This is a genomic window from Pseudomonas sp. NPDC088368 (assembly GCF_044753445.1).
Classification (GTDB): Bacteria; Pseudomonadota; Gammaproteobacteria; order Pseudomonadales; family Pseudomonadaceae; genus Aquipseudomonas; species Aquipseudomonas bambusae.
In genome coordinates this window covers 158,043-174,686 of sequence record NZ_JBIVNG010000012.1, presented here as the reverse complement: position 1 = coordinate 174,686, position 16,644 = coordinate 158,043, and the positions used below count along the sequence as shown (strand labels likewise).

Below are 16,644 nucleotides of genomic sequence, written 5' to 3'. Positions count from 1 at the left end.
AACGCCGACGGACATTGCTGGCGGGCCTCTCCCGGCTGGCGTATTCTTCGCGCTCTTTGAAGAATCGAGCGATAAAGCCCGACAATTCCTACGTTTTATTCCGGAGTTTGCTGAATGCTTTCTGGTTGGCTGCGCGCCTGTGCGCTGGTGATGGTTGGGCTGGTCAGCGCTTCGGCGCTCGCTGTGGATAAACCCCATACGGCCATTGTGGTCGGTGGCGGTCTTGCAGGTCTGACGGCGGCCTACGAGCTGCAAAACAAAGGCTGGCAAGTCACGCTGCTGGAAGCCAAACCCACGGTCGGTGGTCGATCCGGCTTGGCGGGCAGCGAGTGGATTGGCAACGCCAAGGCGCAGCCGGTGCTCAACCAATACCTGGATCGCTTCAAGCTCAGCCCGGTGCCTGCGCCGGAGTTCGTGCGCACACCGGGTTATCTGATCGAAGGCGAGTACTTCTCCGCTGCCGATCTGGCCACCAAACAGCCCGCCACGGCCGAAGCGATCAAACGCTACGAAGCGGCGCTGGACGACATGGCCCGTTCGATCACCGACCCTCTGAATCCGGCTGCCAACAGCACGCTGTTTGCGCTGGACCAGATCAACGTCGCCAACTGGCTCGACCGTCTGGCCCTCCCGCCAACCGCTCGTCAATTGATCAATCAGCAGATTCGTACACGCTATGACGAGCCTTCGCGCCTGTCGTTGCTGTACCTCGCACAGCAAGCCCGCGTAAGCCGTGATATCGATGACCGCGACCGCCGTGCGGCCCGTCTGCCGGGTGGCAGCGCCGTGTTGGCCGAGGCGTTCGTCAAACAGCTGAAAGTGATCAAGACCAACTCGCCGGTCTCGGCCATCAACCAGGACAAGGACGGCGTCACCGTCAAAGTCGGTTCGGTGGGTTACGAGGCGGAGTATGTGGTGCTTGCGGTGCCGCTGCGCGCATTGAGCAAGATCACATTGACCCCGGCGCTGGACGCTCAGCATCAGGGCGCGATCAAGAGCACCAACTACGGCTGGCATGACCAGATCATGCTCAAGTTCAAGACCCCGGTCTGGGACAGCAAGGCCCGCATGTCCGGCGAAATCTACAGCAACACCGGGCTGGGCATGCTCTGGATCGAGCCTGCTTTGAAGGGCGGCGCCAATGCCGTGATCAATCTGTCCGGCGACAACGCCCGCATCATGCAGGCCTTCGGCGACAAACAGATGGTGGATCAGGTGCTGATCCGTCTGCACGCCTTCTACCCTCAGGCGCGCGGTGCATTCACCGGTTACGAAATCCGTCGCTCCAGCGTCGATCCTTCCACGGGCGGTGCCTACCTGGCGTTCGGCCCTGGCCAGATCAGCAAGTACTGGCGCCTGTGGGAAAAACCGTTGCAGCGTGTAGCCTTCGCGGGCGAGCACACCGACAGCCTGTACCCGGGCACATTGGAAGGCGCGCTGCGCACCGGTCAGCGTGCGGCCAGCCAAGTGCAGGATCTGGCAGCGGGCAAGTCGTTCGAGCCAGTGAAGGTCGCCCCACCGAAAGCGCCAGAGCCTGCGAAAGAAAGCAGCGGCGGCATCGGCGGCTTCTTCTCCAACCTGTTCGGCGGTTCCAAACCAGAGCCGAAACCGGCCGAAAAAGCGCCAGAGCCTGCTCCGGCGCCTGCTCCTGCCCCGGCTCCAGCGCCTGTCACGCCGCCGCCTGCGCCGGTGGTCGAGCCCGCCAAACCTGCCGAGCCTGCGAAAAAGGCTCCGGCGAAGAAAGAACCGACCAAAAAGGAGCCTGCGAAAAAGGCCCCTGCGAAGCCAACTGCCACCCACAAGGCACCTGCCAAAGCCGATGCCGCGAAGAAGGCCCCGGCGAAGCCAGCCGCCGACAAAGCGGCAGCTCCGGCAACGGACAGCAAAAACTGATCGTTGAGATGAGGCAATGAGAAAGGCGCGGTTTGATACCGCGCTTTTTTTGCCCGCGAATAAAAGCGACGTCTAGAGTGTTGTACACCCGGTGGGCGCGAATTTATTCGCGAAAGCATGTGGGCGCTGAACGTGTAGGAGCCGGCTTGCTGGCGAAAGCGTCAGCCCGGACACCCCAATATTGGCTGAACCACCGCCTTCGCCAGCAAGCTGGCTCCTACAGGAATGAGGGATTCCATAATGTTCCGTTAATCCAGCCAAAGGAAAAATACGACGACCCGTTTCTATCGTATTCCTTGATATTTCAAAGCAGTATTTTGCGCTTTCTTTCGATAGATAAACCGATAATCTTCCACTCAGCTTCTACAGGAAAGAAACCATGCAGTTACGCAACTCTTCTTCTCGATATGGCTGGGTCAGCATCGTTTTGCATTGGGGTGTCGCGCTGACTGTGTTTGGCATGTTTGCCTTGGGGCTGTGGATGGTCGGTCTTGGCTACTATGACCCTTGGCGCAAGGCGGGACCTGATCTGCACAAGAGCATCGGCCTCACGCTGTTTCTCTTCATGCTGATTCGGGTGGTCTGGCGTCTTATCAGCGCACCGCCACCGTCTCCGCCGAACCACAGCCGATTCGTGCGTATCGCGGCAAAACTGGGGCACGCGTTCCTTTACCTGGATCTGTTCCTGGTGATGTTTGCCGGTTACCTGATTTCCACTGCCGAAGGCGTCGGGATACCGGTGTTTGGATTGTTTGAAGTGCCTGCGCTGATCAGCGGACTGCCCGACCAGGCGGACGTGGCTGGCGAAGTGCACCTGTATCTGGCCTGGACGCTGGTGATTTTTGCGGTACTCCACGGGCTGGCCGCCTTGAAGCATCACTTCATCGATCGTGATGCCACACTCATTCGCATGCTGGGCCGCAAGGCCTGAATTCGACTCACTAAACAGGAAGACGACGTATGTTGAAAAAGACTTTTGCTGCACTGGCTCTGGGTACCGCTCTGCTGTCGGCCGGTCAGGTAATGGCGGCTGACTACACCATCGACAAAGAAGGCCAGCACGCCTTCATCGATTTCAAGATCAGCCACCTGGGCTACAGCTTCATCCACGGTACGTTCAAGGACTGGAAAGGTACATTCAGCTTCGACGCTGCCAAGCCTGAAGACAGCAAAATCAACATCGAGATCAAAACCGCCAGCGTTGACACCAACCAGGCTGAGCGTAACAAGCACATCAGCAGCAAAGACTTCCTGGAAGTCGATAAATACCCGACCGCCACGTTCGTATCCACCAGCGTCAAGTCGACTGGCAAGAATGCTGACGGCAAAGACACAGCTGACGTGACTGGCGATCTGACCCTGCACGGCGTCACCAAGCCTGTCGTCATCAAGGCTGTATTCATTGGTGAAGGCAAGGATCCATGGGGCGGCTACCGTGCCGGCTTCACCGGCACCACCACCATCAAGCGCTCTGATTTCGGCAAGATGATGGACCTGGGCCCACAGTCGGACACCGTCACCTTCGACATCTCATTCGAAGGCGTCAAAGCCAAGTAACACGGCTGCAGCACCGAAAACGCCCCGAACCAGTCGGGGCGTTTTCGTTACAGCCTGTGCTTAACCTTCGCGGTTGCGGGTCAGCAGGGCAGGTTTTTCACCCCGTGGGCGGCTCGGCAGTTGATCGAGCAGCTCGGCAGACGGGAAACGGTCGCTCTTGGACTCTTTGTGCATGATCTTCGGACCAGGCTGGCCATCACGAGGACCACGAACGGCCGGCTCCTGACGAGCAGGCTGTTGATCGTCGCGAGCCGGACGACGGTTGCGTGGTTGGTCTTCGCGACGGGCCTGGCCATCACGACCGGAACCGTTGCGCGGGCCACTGCGCTTGGCAGGCGCGCCTGCACCTGCGGCGGCACCTGTGCTGGCGCCGCCACCGGAACCACTGCGAGGGCCGCTACGGCCCGGTGCCTGACCACGCGCTGCCGGAGCTGCGCCAGTGGCCGGGGCACCAGGACGACGGTTACGGCCCTGCTGGTTCTTGCCTTGATAAGGGCTCACGTAGTCAGCGCGGTTGCCGAAGTTATCGACTTCGTCATCAAGAAACTCATCCGGTGCGCGGTCCGCACGAGGCGCTGGCGGCTGTTGTGCCGAACGCGCCTCGTTGGACGGCGTGCCCTGACGAGGCTTTTGCTGACGGGCTGGACGCGCCGGGCGTTCGCCCGAGGCTGCGGCGGCTGCCGGTTTTTCCTTGCCCTTGTCTTTGCCTTTGTCCTTGCGACCGCCACCACCACCGCCGCCGTTCGGACCATCGCCACGCGGGCCACGGGCGTTGCGCGGGTTGCGCACGTCCGGACGCTCGCGAACTTCCGGCTTCTCGGCCTCGACGGCGTTGATGTCGAAGCCCATCAGATCACCGTCGGCGATCTTCTGCTTGGTCATGCGCTCGATGCTTTTCAGCAGCTTCTCTTCGTCCGGCGCCACGAGAGAGATCGCCTCACCGGTACGGCCTGCACGACCGGTACGGCCAATGCGGTGCACGTAGTCTTCGTCGACGTTCGGCAGTTCGAAGTTGACCACGTGAGGCAGTTGGTCGATGTCCAGGCCCCGTGCCGCGATGTCGGTGGCAACCATGATGCGCACGGTGCCGGCCTTGAAATCGGCCAGCGCTTTGGTCCGGGCGTTCTGGCTCTTGTTGCCGTGGATCGCCACAGCGCTCAGGCCGTGCTTGTCCAGGTACTCGGCCAGACGGTTGGCGCCGTGCTTGGTGCGGGTGAACACCAGCACCTGCTCCCACGCGCCCTGAGTGATCAGGTGCGCCAGCAGCGAACGCTTGTGGTTGGCGGGCAGGCGGAAAACGCGTTGTTCGATACGCTCGACCGTGGTGTTCGGCGGCGTGACTTCGATGCGTTCCGGGTTGTGCAGCAGCTTGCCAGCCAAGGCGGTGATGTCAGCCGAGAAGGTGGCCGAGAACAGCAGGTTCTGCCGCTTGGCAGGCAGGCGGGCGAGGACTTTCTTCACGTCGTGAACGAAGCCCATGTCGAGCATGCGGTCGGCTTCGTCCAGCACGAGGATTTCGACGTGGGACAGATCGACGCTGCCTTGGCCAGCCAGGTCAAGCAGGCGACCCGGGCAGGCGACAAGGACATCAACGCCACGGGCCATCGCCTGAACCTGCGGGTTCATGCCGACGCCGCCGAAGATGCAGGCGCTGACGAACTTGAGGTTCTTGGCGTAGATCTTGAAGCTGTCGTGAACTTGGGCCGCGAGTTCACGGGTTGGGGTCAGGACCAGTACGCGTGGTTGGCGCGGGCCGTGACGCTGGGATTTGTCCGGGTGGCCGGCGGGGAAGAGGCGCTCCAGAATCGGGAGGGCGAAACCGCCGGTTTTACCAGTACCTGTCTGAGCGGCGACCATCAGATCGCGGCCTTGCAACACGGCGGGAATGGCCCGCTGTTGCACCGGAGTAGGCTGGGTATAGCCAGCAGCCTCGATGGCGCTGACTAAAGCCTCGGAGAGACCGAGGGAAGCAAAGGACATGAGTAATCCTGTCTTAAGTTGGGGCACTGTGGCCCGAATAGGAATGAGCTGCGCGGCGCGAATTGGCATTCAAATGGCGCGATCCCGGGGTCTGTAAGTTCAACTCGTGGCATGAGCGCGAGAAAGAGAATGCGCTGCTGACGTGATCGAGAAGTCTTCTGTGAGACCGAGCATCCGGGCGATAAGCCTGGCGGGAAGGCCGGAGTATAACAGAGCAATCACAACGCGCTGCGTTCATGCTGCTCAACGGTTTTTTCCACGCTGATCGCTGACGAAACTGTCGGCGACTGCTGTGGCGTCTGCAACGTTTCCCCGGTGTAGTGCGCCACCAATTGCGCATACGCCGGTTCGCGCTTGAAGCGTTTCAACTCGGCACCGAAACGTTGTACCAGTAAATCCATGCCTGCGTTACGGCGCACTGCAAGAAATTGCTCTCGCGTGCTCAATACAGTGGGCAATTGGCTGACCTGATCCCGGAGCTTGAGTTGGTCGAGCATCTGCTGGCCCAGCCTGCGGTCGGTCACCAGCAAGTCGATGCGTCCCCGAATCAGCTTGCCGAAGTTCGCTTCGTGACTGGGGGCGGGCTCGCGGATAAAGGTCGTCGAGCTGTCGAATTCAGGCGAATACAGGTAGCCCGGCGAAACGCCCACCGTCAGTCCTTTGAGGTCGTCGAGGCTGTTAAAAGGGTGCGGGCGGGCGTTGGCTTGAAACAGCACCCAGTTGACGTCGGACATTGGCTCGCTGGGGTACAGCAACAAATCGTCGCGCTCGCTGACCTTGAAGATATCCAGCGCGCCATCGGCTTCGCCTTGCTGGAGCATCATCAGGCAGCGCTTCCAGGGCAGGAACTGCCACTGCACGTCGATCCCCAGTCGTTGAAAGACGATGGCCGTGGTGTCGTAGTCCAGACCGGACGCCTTCCCGTTTTCGACCATCACATAGGGGGCCCACGGCTCGGTGACGATGCGAATCTTCTCACCCAGTGCGCTGAAACTCAGGCAGGCGAGGAGGGCAGCGAACAATAGGCGGAAGGCTAGAGGCATGGCAGGAGATTACGACGCTCGACCCGCAAATAGAAGAGGTGGCACTTGCGAGGCGGCAAAACCCGAGCGCTCTACCTCAATGCTCAACGCGTCGATCGGGCTTGAACCAGGTGCCGATAAATCGCGATGCGCCTGCGTCCGAGTAACCGTTTCACCGCCCAGTGCTCCAGCCATTGATTCAGCTGTGACGGGGCAATCGGGCCTTTATGGCGTTTTTCAGCGTTGTGAAACGCCTTCTCCCACCAGACCGCCGAGCAGGCCCGGTCGAATTCGTTAGCGTGTTCGCAGCAGCCGTAGAGCAGTTCACGGATGAACTGGCGCTGGGCCTTGGGAACGGCCAGTGTCGCGCCTTTGTACAGCAAGCGCTGCCATGTGCTGGGGCGAGGAAGACGGGCCGACACGTTGCGCGTATCGGCCAATGCTTCATGACTCAAGGGCGCATCTTCGTGTTTGCGCAGCCAGGCGCGAACCTTGGCACGGAACACTTGCTTGCGACTCCAGTAGTGATGAATCACGTCCGTGCACTGATCGATTTTCAGCGTCCGGTACGTGGCCACTCCCAGGCAGAACTCCTCCAGCGTCACGGCGCCCGGCGTGATGGGGTAGAACTCGTCCATCAGTGCGATGGACCGGTCGAGTATCGCGACGTTGGCGTGGGTCAGTCCGATCACACCTGAATTCACCAGGCGCATGTGATCGTCAGCCAGATCCCGCTGCGCCAGCGTTTCGGCCAGCGCGGTGTAGAGCACGGTTTCCTTGCAGTCGTCGTAACGTAACTGGAAGGCATTGCAGAGGAGGGTGTCGGGCTGGACCCTTTCGAACAGCTTCATGGGGCTGTCCTGGAAGAACGTGTCGGTGTCGATCAGCACGACTTTTTCCGACTCCTGCAGCACCTTGCGGGCGACGACATGCTTGCAGCGGAAAGCGTATTGATGAGGACCGCTCCATTCACGACGTTGCTCGGCGTCGAGTGCCCGGACACGGACCGGCAATGGGCGATAGGGCGAAGGGTTGTCGGTGAACACCTGGATGTCGAATGAACGCCCGTCGCCCGCCTGCGCCAAAGCGCTCGCGATGCTGAACACGGCTTCCTGATGGTAGGTGTCGGCGCCGAAAACCAGGTAGACAAGCTGGGGGCGCGCAAGGATAGGTCTGAATGAAGTCACTGGATGTCCGTCTTAATCAAGGCTTCAGCAAGCCTCGTCATGACGAAGCCTGCTGGAGAAACGTTGCCTTAATGTGACCGGAGCATCCCGATGGGATTCCGACGACTTTAGCGGGGGAGTTGCAGGTTGTTCCAGATGGCCAGGCTCGGTTCGGCCTGATTCAGCGTGTAGAAGTGCAAACCCGGGGCTCCGCCTTGCAACAAACGGTCACACATCTCTGTGATGACCTGTTCGCCGAACGCCTGAATGCTCGCCGAATCGTCGCCGTAGGCTTCGAGTTGCTTGCGAATCCAGCGAGGGATTTCCGCACCGCAGGCGTCAGAAAAACGCGCCAGTTTGCTGTAGTTGGTGATCGGCATGATCCCCGGCACCACCGGAATGCTGACGCCCATCTTCTGCACGCGCTCGACGAAATAGAAATAGCTGTCGGCGTTGAAGAAGTACTGGGTGATGGCGCTGTCGGCACCGGCATTGGCCTTGCGCACGAAGTTCTTCAAATCGTCTTCGAAGTTGCGCGCTTGCGGGTGCATTTCCGGGTAAGCGGCGACTTCGATGTGGAAGTGGCTGCCGGTCTCTTCGCGGATGAAGCTCACCAGATCGTTGGCGTGACGCAGCTCACCGCTGGCCATGCCCATGCCGGACGGCAGGTCGCCGCGCAGGGCCACGATACGGCTGATGCCCGCATCCTTGTACTGAGTGAGCAGGCCACGCAGATCGGCCTTGCTGTCTCCGACGCACGACAGGTGCGGCGCGGCGGGAATGTTCACTTCTTTTTCCAGTTGCAGCACGGTGTTGATCGTGCGGTCGCGCGTGGACCCACCGGCACCGTAAGTGCAGGAGAAGAAGTCAGGGTTGTAGCCAGCCAACGTGCGAGCGGTGGCGAGCAGTTTTTCATGACCAGCGTCGGTCTTCGTGGGGAAGAACTCGAAGCTGTAGCGACGGTCTTGGGACATGAGAGGCTCCAGCTATGAGCCGCGAGCTGCAAGCTGCAAGAGGGCGGTGCGCCGAATCCTGTCGCTTAAGGCTTGAGGCTGGGTGCTGCTAAGGGCGTGAAGACGAAGAAGTGCAAGCCTGGCGCTGCAAATGAAGGCGATGCGGATCGCTTTCACTTGCAGCTTGTAGCTTGCCGCTCAAAGCTGCTTTTAGTACCGGTAAGCGTGCGGCTTGAACGGGCCTTCGACAGTCACGCCGATGTAGTCGGCCTGAGTCTTGGTCAGTTTGGTCACAACGCCGCCGAAGCCACGTACCATTTCCAGGGCGACTTCTTCGTCCAGCTTCTTCGGCAGCACTTCAACGGTCAGGCGCTCGGCTTTCTGAGCAGGGCTCAGGTCAGCGTATTTCTGGCCGTACAGGAAGATCTGAGCCAGAACCTGGTTGGCGAACGAACCGTCCATGATGCGGCTTGGGTGACCGGTGGCGTTGCCCAGGTTCACCAGACGGCCTTCGGCCAGCAGGATCAGGTAGTCGTCGTTCTGCGCGTCGAATTCGCCAGCGCCGGTGCGGTGAATCTTGTGCACTTGCGGCTTCACTTCTTCCCATGCCCAGTTCTTGCGCATGAAGGCGGTGTCGATTTCGTTGTCGAAGTGACCGATGTTGCAGACCACGGCGCGTTTTTTCAGCGCTTTGAGCATGTTGGCGTCGCAGACGTTGACGTTGCCAGTGGTGGTCACGATCAGGTCGATCTTGCCCAGCAGCGCTTTGTCGATGCTGGCTTCGGTGCCGTCGTTTTCACCGTCGATGAACGGCGAAACCAGTTCGAAACCGTCCATGCAGGCTTGCATGGCGCAGATCGGGTCGACTTCGGTGACCTTGACGATCATGCCTTCCTGACGCAGCGACTGAGCCGAACCCTTGCCCACGTCACCGTAGCCGATGACCAGCGCTTGCTTGCCGGACAGCAGGTGGTCGGTGCCGCGCTTGATGGCGTCGTTCAGGCTGTGACGGCAGCCGTATTTGTTGTCGTTCTTGCTCTTGGTGACCGAGTCGTTGACGTTGATCGCAGGGATCTTCAGTTCGCCCTTGGCCAGCATGTCCAGCAGGCGGTGAACGCCGGTGGTGGTTTCTTCGGTGACCCCGTGGATTTTTTCCAGCATCGCCGGGTATTTCTTGTGCAGCAGCTCGGTCAGGTCGCCGCCGTCGTCGAGGATCATGTTGGCGTCCCATGGCTGACCGTCCTTGAGGATGGTCTGCTCCAGGCACCACTCGTACTCGGCTTCGGTCTCGCCTTTCCAGGCGAAAACAGGGATGCCGGCAGCGGCGATGGCGGCAGCGGCCTGGTCCTGAGTCGAGAAAATGTTGCAGGACGACCAGCGCACTTCGGCACCCAGGGCAACCAGGGTTTCGATCAGCACGGCAGTCTGAATGGTCATGTGGATGCAGCCGAGGATTTTCGCGCCTTTCAGCGGTTGCTCACCGGCGTATTTGCGACGCAGGCCCATCAGGGCAGGCATTTCGGATTCAGCGATGATGGTTTCGCGACGACCCCAGGCTGCCAGGGAAATGTCGGCGACCTTGTAGTCGTTGAAATCGTTGGGCGTCAGTACAGCGCTCATAAGAGTCTCCATTCGTAGGGTGCGAATGGGCGCCGTTGTGCGTTTAAGGCTTGATCGGCGGAACGCCAGACCAAACAACGCCCTCTCCGAGCCTGACAGGTCTGACCTGCTGCAGCGCCCCTCGGACAGGTGGCGGGAAAACGGTATCAAGCGGTGATGACCGTTTTTTGAAGCGGTGCCGATTATAAGGCTTGGGCGGCAAGCTGCAAGCTGCAAGCGACAAGTGAAAGCGGATCTGCTTTTACTTGCAGCTTGTGGCTCGAAGCTTGAAGCTTGGGGGCACAAACGCCACGATTTCCCAAACGCCTTGGAGCCACCCATGAACTTCCACACTCGCAAATGGGTAAAACCCGAAGACCTCAACCCGAACGGCACGCTGTTCGGTGGCAGTCTGCTGCGCTGGATCGACGAAGAAGCGGCGATCTACGCCATCGTTCAGTTGGGCAACCAGCGTGTGGTGACGAAGTACATTTCCGAAATCAACTTCGTCAGCGCCTCGCGTCAGGGCGACATCATTGAACTGGGCATCACGGCCACCGAGTTTGGCCGGACGTCCATCACCCTGACCTGCCAAGTGCGTAACAAGATCACCCGCAAAAGCATTCTGACCGTCGAGAAGATGGTGTTCGTCAACCTGGGGGAAGACGGCCTGCCTGCGCCGCACGGCAAGACCGAGATCACGTACGTGAAAGACCAGTTCAAGGATGAAGTGATCAACGAGTGATCGGTAGGCTGCGTCCTTACCCGTGAACGACGCAAAACGTGGAGCTGGCTTGCTGGCGAATGCTGAGTCTCAGGCACATCAAGGGTCGATGACGCACCGCCTTCGCCAGCAAGCCGGCTCCTACAATAAAACAGGGTTCGCACGCTCGCTGATCATGCCCACGCAGATCATGGGTACGATCGAGTAGCGGATAACGTTACTCCGGATTACTCGCCTTCCAATCCCGCAACCACTGCAACCCTTCGCTCGTATCACCACGCGGGCGGTATTCGCAGCCGACCCAGCCGGTGTAGCCCAGGCGGTCGATTTCTTCGAACAGCCACGGGTAATTAACTTCGCCCATGTTCGGCTCGTGACGATCCGGTACGCCTGCGATCTGGATGTGGCCGACGCCTGCAAAGTCGCGGCGCAGTTTGCTGGTCACGTCACCTTCGACGATCTGGCAGTGGTAAAAATCGAACTGCACTTTCAGGTTGTCCGCGCCAACTTCCTTGCACACCGCCTGACCCTGGTCCTGGCGATTGAGGAAGAAACCCGGCATGTCGCGGGTGTTGATCGGTTCGATCAGCACCGTGATGCCGACTTTGGCCGCTTCTTCTGCCGCGTGGGCCAGATTCTCCAGGTACACGGCGTGGTGTTTCTGGCGCAGGTCTTCGCTCGGGAGCAAACCCGCCATTACGTGAATCCGGTCATTGCCCAATACCGCTGCGTATTCGAGCGCTTTCTGAATGCCGCTGCGAAACTCGCTCTGCCGACCCGGCAGCGATGCAATCCCGCGTTCGCCCTTGGCCCAGTCACCCGGTGGCGCGTTGAACAACGCTTGGGTCAGGCCGAAGTCTTCCAGGCGCAGCTTGATTTCGGCTGCACTGAAGTCGTACGGGAACAGATACTCCACGCCTTTGAAGCCGTCAGTCGCCGCAGCGCCAAAACGGGCCAGAAAGTCGTGTTGCGGATACAGCATGCTGAGGTTGGCAGCGAAGCGAGGCATAGCAATCTCCAAAAAATGCCAATCTGTCTGGAAGCGCCGCGAGCGCAGCAGCTTCCAGACAGGCCGGGTTATACGAAGGGCCAGAGCAGCAGTGTCATCAGGAAGCCGAGAGTCCCTAGAACGGTCACCAAAAAGGTCCAGGTGCGCAGGCCGTCACCGACGTTGAGACCAGCCAGTTTAGTGAACATCCAGTAACCGGCGTCGTTGATGTGCGACATGGCCAGACCGCCACCGCCCATGGCCAGACATAGCAGGGCCATGTGGTTAGCGCTCAGGTTCAGGGTCGCGATCAGCGGGCTGAGAATGCCAGCGGTGGTGACCAGCGCCACTGTGGTCGAGCCTTGAACGGCGCGCAACAGCAGGGTCAGGATGAAGCCCAGCGCCAGAACTGGCAGGCCGGTGCTGCGCAATGCTTCGGAAACGACCGCACCGATACCGGTGTCGACCAGCACTTTACCGAACACACCACCAGCACCGGCGATCAGGATCACCATCGCCACGCCCGGCAGCGCCGAACCGATCACGTCAGAGACCTGACTGCGGCTCCAGCCACGGCGCGAACCCAGCACCCAGGCGCACAGCAGGGTGTCGATCAGCAGCGCAACCAACGGTGCACCCAGCACGGTCAGGATGCTGCGCAGGCCGGAGTCGGCAGGCAGCATGGTGGTGGCCAGCGTGCCCAGCAGGATCAGGATGATGGGCAGCAGGATCAGAGCAACGATGAGGCCCGCACCCGGTGCTGGCGCCTTTGGCAAGCGAGCGGCCAGGCTGCTGGCGCTTTCTTCCAGCCCCAGTTCTTTGGTCTGAGTCGCTTCTTTGCTGGTTGAATAGTCGTTGTTCGCCCACGCCACCAGGTCTTCGTTGGTGATGTGCGGGCCGTAGACTTCACTGCGAATGTCGTCGGTCATCGGGTAGGTCTTGCGAGTCATGCGACCGGCAATCACATAGCCGATCAGGCATAGCACCGCGACGATCGGGATGCCGAACATCAGCACACGGCCCAAGTCCGCGCCCAATTGACCGGCAGCCGCGACGGCGCCCGGGTGCGGCGGCAGAAACGCGTGCACCGACAGCAGCGCAGCACACATCGGCAGGGCGAAAATCAGCAGAGGCTTGCGGGCCGCGCGAGCGACGCCATAGGCCAGCGGCATGAGGATAATCACGCCCACTTCAAAGAACACCGGAATGCCGACCATGAAGCCCGCGACTGTCAAGGCCAGCGGCGTGCGCTTGTTGCCGAAACGGTTGATCAGCGACTTGGCCAGTGCTTCCGCGCCGCCCGAGAGTTCGATGATCCGACCGATCATGGCACCCAACGCAATGATGATCGCGATGTGGCCGAGCGTCTTGCCCATGCCGCCTTCGATGGTCGCCACCAGATCAGCCGGTTTTACCCCGGCGACCAGCGCGACGATGATGCTGACCAGCATCAGGGCCACGAACGGCTGGAATTTGTATTTCAGTACCAGAAGCAGCAACAGCGCGATGCCGGCTCCGGCGATGATCATCAGTAATAGTGGGGTCATGTTATGTGTAGTGTCCTGTTCAGGCTGAGTGAAAACTACTGCGCTCGGCAATACGGCGTTAAAAACAGGCGGAAAATGCTCATTTAGAACACCTAGACTCCGCTTTTCCGCCTGTTTTTGCCTTGTCTTGCCTTCGCTCGCTACGTTTTCACATCAGCCTTTGTTGTTATTGTTTCCGGCAAAACCGGGTCGCCGGAGACCGCCGCGACAGTCTCCGATCAAAACACTGAGTGGATTACCAGGTCACGCCAAAGGTCTGGCGCAGTTCTTCCAGAGCCGTTGCGTCCAGCGGCTCGGGTTTGGGGTTGCTCATCAGCCACAGCCGCGCGGTCTCTTCCAGCTCTTCCAGGGCGTAGGCCGCCTTGGCTACCGAGCTTTCCCAGACCACAGGGCCCAGTCGTTCAAGCATGACGCCGCGCACGCTGTTCGCCAGTTTAGCCACCTGTTCGGCGACTTTTGGCGAGCCGGGACGCTCGTAGGCAATCAAGGGGATATGCCCGACTTTCATCACCTGATACGGCGTGATCGGCGGCAGGATGTCGTTCGGCTGCCAGACGCCCGCAAGGGTCAAGGCCACCAGATGCGTGGAGTGGGTGTGCACCACGCCGCCAACGCCCGGATTACGGTCGTAGACTTCGCGATGCAGCATCAGCGTCTTGGACGGCTTGTCGCCCGACACCCATTCACCGGCCAGATTGACCTTGGCAATCGCCGTCGGATCGAGACGACCGAGGCACGCGTCGGTCGGGGTGATCAGCCAGCCATCTTCCAGACGCGCACTGATGTTGCCCGCGCTGCCCACGGTGTAACCGCGACCGAACAGCAGACGACCGATGTCGCAGATTTCGTCGCGCAGTTTGTTTTCTGCGCTCACTTGGCTGTTCATTGGGCACCCCCTGCCAACTGCTTCAGGGCTTTGTCGAAGAAGTCACGGCCGCCGAAGTTGCCGGATTTCAGCGCCAGTGCCAGCGGTTGATCGCCGCTGCTGATGGTCGCCGGAACGCCCGGATCGATCTGCGCGCCGATTTTCAGCAGGCTCACGCCCAAGGCCTGAACCACCGCGCCCGAGGTTTCGCCACCTGCGACGACGAAGCGCTTCACGCCCGCGTCCAGCAGGCCTTTGGCGATCTTGCCCAGTGCGTGCTCAACCATTGCGCCTGCGCGCTCGACACCCAGTTCTTGCTGCACGGCTTTGACTTCTTCCGGACTGCTGGTGGCGTAGATCAGAACGGTTTGACCGGCATCACGGGCGAAGGCCAAGGCGTCTTCAACCACCGGTTTGCCGTCGGCCAGCGCCAGTGGGTCGATGCGCAGGGCAGGGCGTTTGGCGTCCAGCCACGCTGCCACCTGGCCATTGGTCGCGACCGAAGCGCTCCCGGCGAGGACCACTTCGCCACCTTCGACCTGCTCCAACTGGGCCGCGTCAATGTCGCGCAGTTTGCCCGCTTTACGGAAGTTGCCAGGCAAGCCCAGCGCCAGCCCCGAGCCACCGGTCAGCAGCGGGAGGTCGGCGCAGGCTTCGCCAAGGGTGTACAGGTCGGCATCAGACAGCGCATCGGCAATCGCCATGGTCACGCCATCGGCACGCAATTCAGCGATACGCGCCCGCACGCCTTCCACGCCCTTGGCGATGCTGTCATAGCGCAGTAGCCCGACTTTTTTCTCGGTCTGCGATTGCAGCACGCGCACCAGGTTGGCGTCGGTCATCGGCGTCAGCGGGTGATTCTGCATCCCGCATTCGTTGAGCAGTTGATCCTGCACGAACAGATGACCGCGAAAGATCGTGCGACCGTTCTCGGGGAAGGCCGGGCAGGCCAGGGTGAAGTCACTGCCCAGCGCCTGCAACAGCGCTTCGCTGACCTGGCCGATGTTGCCTTTGGCGGTGGAATCGAAGGTGGAGCAGTACTTGAAGAAAATCTGCTCGCAGCCACGATCACGCAGCCATTGCAGCGCTTCGAGGGATTCCTCGACAGCTTCGGCAGCGGGTGTGGTGCGGGACTTCAGCGCGATGACGATGGCGTCAGCGTCCAGCTCAGACAGGCTGTTTGCGCTCGGAATCCCGATGCTTTGCACGGTGCGCATGCCGCCCCGCACCAGCATGTTCGCGAGGTCAGTGGCGCCGGTGAAGTCGTCGGCAATGCAGCCCAATAGAGGGCGCGGAGTGGTGGTGCTCATGGGCGAATCCTCAGTCGTTGGCGGCTTTGGCGACAGGCAGGGTGATGCCCGGGAAGATTTTGATCACGGCGGAATCGTCTTCGCGGCCAAAGCCTGCGGTCGAGGCCTGCATGAACATCTGGTGCGCGGTGGACGACAGCGGCAGCGGGAATTTGCTGGCGCGGGCGGTATCCAGCACGAGGCCCAGGTCCTTGACGAAGATGTCCACGGCTGACAGCGGCGTGTAATCGGCCTTGAGGATGTGTGGCACGCGGTTCTCGAACATCCACGAGTTACCGGCGCTGTTGGTGATCACTTCGTACAGCGCATCAGCGTCGACACCTTCGCGCAGGCCAAGAGCCATGGCTTCGGCGCTCGCGGCGATGTGCACGCCCGCCAGCAGCTGATTGATGATTTTGACTTTCGAGCCCAGGCCGTGAACGTCGCCCAGACGATAGACCTTGCCCGCCATGCCGTTGAGGATTGCGTCGGCTTTGGCGTAGGAGTCGGCAGGGCCGCTGGTCATCATGGTCATCTGACCGGCAGCGGCCTTGGCAGCACCGCCCGAGATCGGCGCATCGAGGTACAGCAGACCTTTTTCGGTGAGGCGCTGGCCCAGCTCGATGGCGAAGGTCGGGGCGACAGTGGCGCAACCGATGACCAGGCTGCCGGGCTTGAGTGCAGCCACGGCGCCGTTCTCGCCGAACAACACGGTTTCAGTCTGCTCGGCGTTGACCACGACGGTCACGATCACGTCGCAGAGCGCGGCCATCGCAGCAGGAGAATCACAGGCAACGCCGCCTTCGCTGGCGAATTGCTCTGTCACGGCAGCGCGGACGTCGCAGGCATGAACATTGAAACCGCTGCGCAGCAGGGAGCGGGCGATGCCCAGACCCATCGCACCCAGTCCAACGACGCCGACATTCTTGTTATTCATGAAGCTCTCCTCGGGTTGAGCGCCATCATTGCGTCAGGCACTCGAACGGCGTTTGTTCTGATCTGTTAAAGATAGTGAACCTGTGAGCGGATAATGTGAAGTGATTTTTCGAGTTAACAAATAT

General features: G+C 60.6%; 14 protein-coding genes and 1 riboswitch. Of the genes, 4 read left to right on the top strand and 10 right to left on the bottom strand.

What is annotated here, in order from left to right; all coding sequences use genetic code 11:
• Positions 1-114 precede the first annotated feature (114 nt).
• The 3 genes from ACIQAL_RS25345 to ACIQAL_RS25335 all read left to right on the top strand — a co-directional run bounded on the left by ACIQAL_RS25345 (position 115) and on the right by ACIQAL_RS25335 (position 3,450).
• Complete coding sequence (locus tag ACIQAL_RS25345; protein ID WP_401150308.1) at positions 115-1,893, top strand: FAD-dependent oxidoreductase; 1,779 nt, start codon at positions 115-117, stop codon at positions 1,891-1,893.
• Positions 1,894-2,272: 379 nt separating this feature from the next.
• The gene (locus ACIQAL_RS25340) at positions 2,273-2,824 is read left to right on the top strand and encodes a cytochrome b (RefSeq protein ID WP_401150307.1); all 552 of its coding nucleotides are present in this window, start codon (positions 2,273-2,275) and stop codon (positions 2,822-2,824) included.
• 29 nt (positions 2,825-2,853) lie between these two features.
• Positions 2,854-3,450, top strand: a complete 597-nt coding sequence (locus ACIQAL_RS25335; RefSeq protein WP_401150305.1) for a YceI family protein — start codon at positions 2,854-2,856, stop codon at positions 3,448-3,450.
• A 60-nt stretch (positions 3,451-3,510) separates the two neighbouring features.
• On the opposite strand, the gene ACIQAL_RS25330 is transcribed toward ACIQAL_RS25335, so the two are convergent.
• The 5 genes from ACIQAL_RS25330 to ahcY form a co-directional block, all read right to left on the bottom strand.
• Entirely contained in the window at positions 3,511-5,430 is a 1,920-nt protein-coding gene (locus ACIQAL_RS25330) for a DEAD/DEAH box helicase (RefSeq protein ID WP_341961402.1), read from the bottom strand.
• A 218-nt stretch (positions 5,431-5,648) separates the two neighbouring features.
• Complete coding sequence (locus tag ACIQAL_RS25325) at positions 5,649-6,473, bottom strand: substrate-binding periplasmic protein (protein ID WP_401150304.1); 825 nt, start codon at positions 6,471-6,473, stop codon at positions 5,649-5,651.
• 83 nt (positions 6,474-6,556) lie between these two features.
• Positions 6,557-7,639, bottom strand: coding sequence for a hypothetical protein (locus ACIQAL_RS25320; protein ID WP_401150303.1), 1,083 nt, complete (start codon positions 7,637-7,639; stop codon positions 6,557-6,559).
• A gap of 107 nt (positions 7,640-7,746) precedes the next feature.
• The gene (gene metF / locus ACIQAL_RS25315; RefSeq protein WP_166595721.1) at positions 7,747-8,592 is read right to left on the bottom strand and encodes a methylenetetrahydrofolate reductase [NAD(P)H]; all 846 of its coding nucleotides are present in this window, start codon (positions 8,590-8,592) and stop codon (positions 7,747-7,749) included.
• A 189-nt stretch (positions 8,593-8,781) separates the two neighbouring features.
• Entirely contained in the window at positions 8,782-10,191 is a 1,410-nt protein-coding gene (gene ahcY / locus ACIQAL_RS25310) for an adenosylhomocysteinase (RefSeq protein WP_341961407.1), read from the bottom strand.
• A gap of 20 nt (positions 10,192-10,211) precedes the next feature.
• Positions 10,212-10,320, bottom strand: a riboswitch (S-adenosyl-L-homocysteine riboswitch).
• Between the two features lie 190 nt (positions 10,321-10,510).
• On the opposite strand from ahcY, the gene ACIQAL_RS25305 reads away from it, so the two are divergent.
• A complete protein-coding gene (locus tag ACIQAL_RS25305) occupies positions 10,511-10,915 on the top strand; it encodes an acyl-CoA thioesterase (protein WP_074752526.1) in 405 nt (134 codons plus the stop codon).
• Between the two features lie 196 nt (positions 10,916-11,111).
• Here ACIQAL_RS25305 and otnI read toward each other — a convergent pair whose 3' ends face one another.
• From otnI to ltnD, 5 genes are all read right to left on the bottom strand, one after another.
• Complete coding sequence (gene otnI / locus ACIQAL_RS25300; RefSeq protein ID WP_401150300.1) at positions 11,112-11,903, bottom strand: 2-oxo-tetronate isomerase; 792 nt, start codon at positions 11,901-11,903, stop codon at positions 11,112-11,114.
• A 68-nt stretch (positions 11,904-11,971) separates the two neighbouring features.
• Entirely contained in the window at positions 11,972-13,429 is a 1,458-nt protein-coding gene (locus ACIQAL_RS25295) for an SLC13 family permease (RefSeq protein WP_341961411.1), read from the bottom strand.
• Positions 13,430-13,664: 235 nt separating this feature from the next.
• Positions 13,665-14,303, bottom strand: coding sequence for an aldolase (locus tag ACIQAL_RS25290; protein ID WP_401150406.1), 639 nt, complete (start codon positions 14,301-14,303; stop codon positions 13,665-13,667).
• Between the two features lie 8 nt (positions 14,304-14,311).
• The gene (otnK, locus tag ACIQAL_RS25285; RefSeq protein ID WP_401150298.1) at positions 14,312-15,604 is read right to left on the bottom strand and encodes a 3-oxo-tetronate kinase; all 1,293 of its coding nucleotides are present in this window, start codon (positions 15,602-15,604) and stop codon (positions 14,312-14,314) included.
• Positions 15,605-15,614: 10 nt separating this feature from the next.
• Complete coding sequence (gene ltnD / locus ACIQAL_RS25280) at positions 15,615-16,520, bottom strand: L-threonate dehydrogenase (protein WP_401150296.1); 906 nt, start codon at positions 16,518-16,520, stop codon at positions 15,615-15,617.
• Positions 16,521-16,644: the final 124 nt, after the last annotated feature.